At 61.4% G+C, this 3,088-nt stretch carries 2 protein-coding genes, 1 tRNA gene and 1 pseudogene; 2 read left to right on the forward strand and 2 right to left on the reverse strand.

Going from position 1 to position 3,088, the window contains the following annotated elements:
• Positions 1 to 408, reverse strand: a pseudogene (locus tag GE253_RS25600) (transposase); the annotation flags it as partial.
• Between the two features lie 135 nt (positions 409 to 543).
• Between GE253_RS25600 and GE253_RS25605 the strand changes: the two are divergent.
• A complete protein-coding gene (locus GE253_RS25605; RefSeq protein ID WP_153206978.1) occupies positions 544 to 819 on the forward strand; it encodes a hypothetical protein in 276 nt (91 codons plus the stop codon).
• A 521-nt stretch (positions 820 to 1,340) separates the two neighbouring features.
• Positions 1,341 to 3,005: a recombinase family protein gene (locus tag GE253_RS25610; protein WP_153206979.1), complete on the forward strand. Its 1,665-nt coding sequence runs from the start codon at positions 1,341 to 1,343 to the stop codon at positions 3,003 to 3,005.
• On the opposite strand, the gene GE253_RS25615 is transcribed toward GE253_RS25610, so the two are convergent.
• A tRNA-Met gene (locus GE253_RS25615) sits at positions 2,962 to 3,038 on the reverse strand. The genes GE253_RS25610 and GE253_RS25615 overlap by 44 nt on opposite strands.
• Between the last annotated feature and the right edge of the window lie 50 nt (positions 3,039 to 3,088).

Genomic DNA, 3,088 nt, shown 5'->3' on the forward strand with positions numbered 1-3,088 from the left:
GCCGAAGACTGGGCTTGCGCCGCTTCCAGGCATAATAGCCAGAACTGCTCACGCCCAATAAACGACAGCTCCGACTGACCGGTATTTCTGCCTTCTTCGCATCGATGAGCCGGTAGATCATCGACTTGTCTCCCGGGCGAAGAAGGCCGCCGCGTTTTTTAACAAATCCCGCTCTTGACGCAGAATCTTGTTCTCGTGCCGAAGCCGCGCCAGTTCCTTTTCCACATCCGGATGGGGGCCAGACAGCAGCTCCGTCTCCGTTGCTTCTGTCTTCCAGCGCTGCAGCGTCGATTTCCCGATCCCAAGATCGGCTGCCACTTCCGCCACCGTCCGACCGCTCGTCGACAAAATCCGCAGCGCATCTCGCTTGAATTCCGCCGTGATCTTGACCTGCTTTACTCGAACCATCAAAATCTCCATCAAACCCAAATTTTAGGATGATGGCTCTCCACTTTGCCAGGGCAAGTCCAGGGGTCGATCGGCTTCGGCTCTGGCGGCCCGTCACATTCCGACCTTGCCACGGCCACCTACCTCGCGACTGCCATGTCGGCCGCCCATGGAATGGGCAGCAGGATGCTGTGGCTGGGGGATGTTGGTCCCGATGCGGTGCATTCGTTCCTCGCCTCCCATCATGACCTGTCTGGTCAAGTCGATCGGCTGCTGACCGAGGAGTACCAGAAGGTCGTGGAGCTTCTCCGCCCCCACCTTCCCGTCATCGAAAGGATTGCTGCAATCCTCATCGAACATGGGATCATGACGGGTGCCGAGGTGGAGGAACTCGTGGCCGCGACGACCATCGATCAGGGACAGACGCCGTGATCATGTGCTGCCCTATGTGAACCGACCCCGATCAGACGGGCAGCACCTTTTTCCTATGGGGCAGGGCATATGCTCCAGCCAACCCCGTTCGCCAAGTGGTCGCGTATCAGATTTTTTAGGACGCCCCCTGCATCGATACCAAGTCTTTGATCAGTGTGGCCGCAGCGGATTCCGCCGCCCTGAAATCGCATGACTTGGACGTTGATCATGCAAATTTCGCATGATTATCGGGACTGTGTGGATCTGACCCACCGGAGCATATCCCAATTGTAAGGGCGCACCGTGTGCCCGGAGATTGAGGTGCAACGTGCATAGGCGGCCAGACGATCACACCATTCCCCCGCATAACGACGACGTCACGCCTTCCATGCGGGCCTCCATCTTGGAACTGGCTGCCATCATCGGCCGGGACATTGCCCAGCGGCAGGAGCCGCTGAATGACAACCACGCCGGTCCAACGCACCTCCCCTGATCGGTGCGCACCGAACTACCCCTTCTTGAACGCCCCCAAGGAAGCGCTCATGGCTCTCCGTGTCGCCCTGTACGCCCGCTATTCGTCGGACCAGCAAAATGCCTCCTCGATTGATGACCAGTTCCGGATTTGTCGTGAACTGGCCGCACGTGAGGGATGGCAGATTGCCAATACATATAAGGATGCGGCGATCTCTGGGGCGTCGCTGGTCTTGCGCCCAGGCATCCAGGCGTTGCTGCGTGACGCACGGGCTGGCAAGGTCGATATCGTGCTGGCCGAGGCGATGGACAGGCTTTCCCGCGACCAGGCCGACATCGCCATCCTGTACCGGGAGCTGAAGTTCGCGCGCGTCCGGATCATCACCCTGGCCGAGGGCGAGGTCAGCGAACTGCACATCGGGCTGAAAGGCACGATGAACTCGCTGTTCCTCAAGGACCTGGCGGACAAAACCCACCGTGGTCTCCGCGGACGGGTGGAACAGGGTAAGTCCGGCGGCGGCTTGTGCTATGGTTACGACGTGGTCCGGCAGTTCTCTGCCGACGGCGAACCGGTGCGTGGGGACCGGCGGATCAATGAGGCGGAGGCCGCGATCGTCCGCCGTATCTACAAGGAATTCGCCGCTGGCATCAGCCCGAGGGCCATCGCCGGTAACCTCAACACCGAAGGCGTTTCAGGCCCGTTCGGCCGAGCCTGGGGCGATACCACCATCCGCGGGCATATCCCACGCGGGACCGGCATTCTCAACAACGAGCTGTATGCAGGGGTGCTGGTCTGGAACAAGGTCCAATACATCAAGGATCCATCGACCGGTAAGCGGGTGCCCCGCCTCAATCCTGAATCCGAATGGATTCGGTCGGAGGTGCCGGAGCTACGCATCGTCGATGACGAGCTATGGGCAGCGGTGCGCCAGCGCCAGCAGGTGCTGGCCATCCAGTATGAGAACGTCACCAACGCTTCGCGCGAGGCCCGCGCCAATCGCCTGACCGAACAGCGGCGACCGGAATTCCTGCTGTCCGGCCTGATGAACTGCGGCTGTTGCGGCGGCGTCTACGGCATCGTGTTCCGGGACCGCTATGGCTGCCGCAACCGCTACAGGCGCGGAAACTGCGAAAATGGCAACACCGTCGCCCGGCCGGAGATCGAGGAACGCGTGCTGACCGGCCTCAAGGACAAGCTGGTGACACCGGAGGCGCTGGCCGCGGCTGCCCAGGCCTATGTCGAGGAGATCAACCGGCGGAATCTGGAACTGCACGGCCGCCAGGACCAGGACCGTCAGGCCCTGCTCAATATCCAGCGCGCCATCGACGGCATCATGAAGGCCATCGAGGACGGCCTGTACCAGCCCGCCATGAAAGCCCGCATGGAGGATCTTGAACGCCAGCGGGCCCAGCTCCAGGCCGGCCTGGTCGAGATCGCCGTTCCCACCCTCGCCATCCGGCCCGATATGGCGGATACTTATCGCCGGCGCGTGAAGGAACTGGTGATCGAGTTCACCGACCCGGCTTCGACCATGCAGGCGTACGGGATCATCCGCGCCATGATCACGGAGGTGGTGATCCGGCCCGGCCCGCGGCGGGGCAAGGTTGATGCGCTTTTGCGCGGCGAACTGACGGGTATCTTAAAAGCAGCGACTCACCCGGATTTCTCCGGGTGGGTCTGCTTACCATCGGTGGATGCGGGGACAGGATTTGAACCTGTGACCTTCAGGTTATGAGCCTGACGAGCTACCGGGCTGCTCCACCCCGCGTCAGAGGTGTCAGTGGCGTTGCCACTGAAGCTTTTTGTTTGGGGTGTTTT

Origin of the sequence: Niveispirillum sp. SYP-B3756 (assembly GCF_009495745.1) — a bacterium.
GTDB lineage: Bacteria > Pseudomonadota > Alphaproteobacteria > Azospirillales > Azospirillaceae > Niveispirillum.

Excerpts from the sequence above, each read along its gene's own strand:
- GE253_RS25605 (WP_153206978.1), top strand. The coding sequence starts at position 544 with ATGTCGGCCGCCCATGGAATGGGCAGCAGGATGCTGTGGCTGGGGGAT.
- GE253_RS25610 (WP_153206979.1), top strand. The coding sequence starts at position 1,341 with ATGGCTCTCCGTGTCGCCCTGTACGCCCGCTATTCGTCGGACCAGCAA.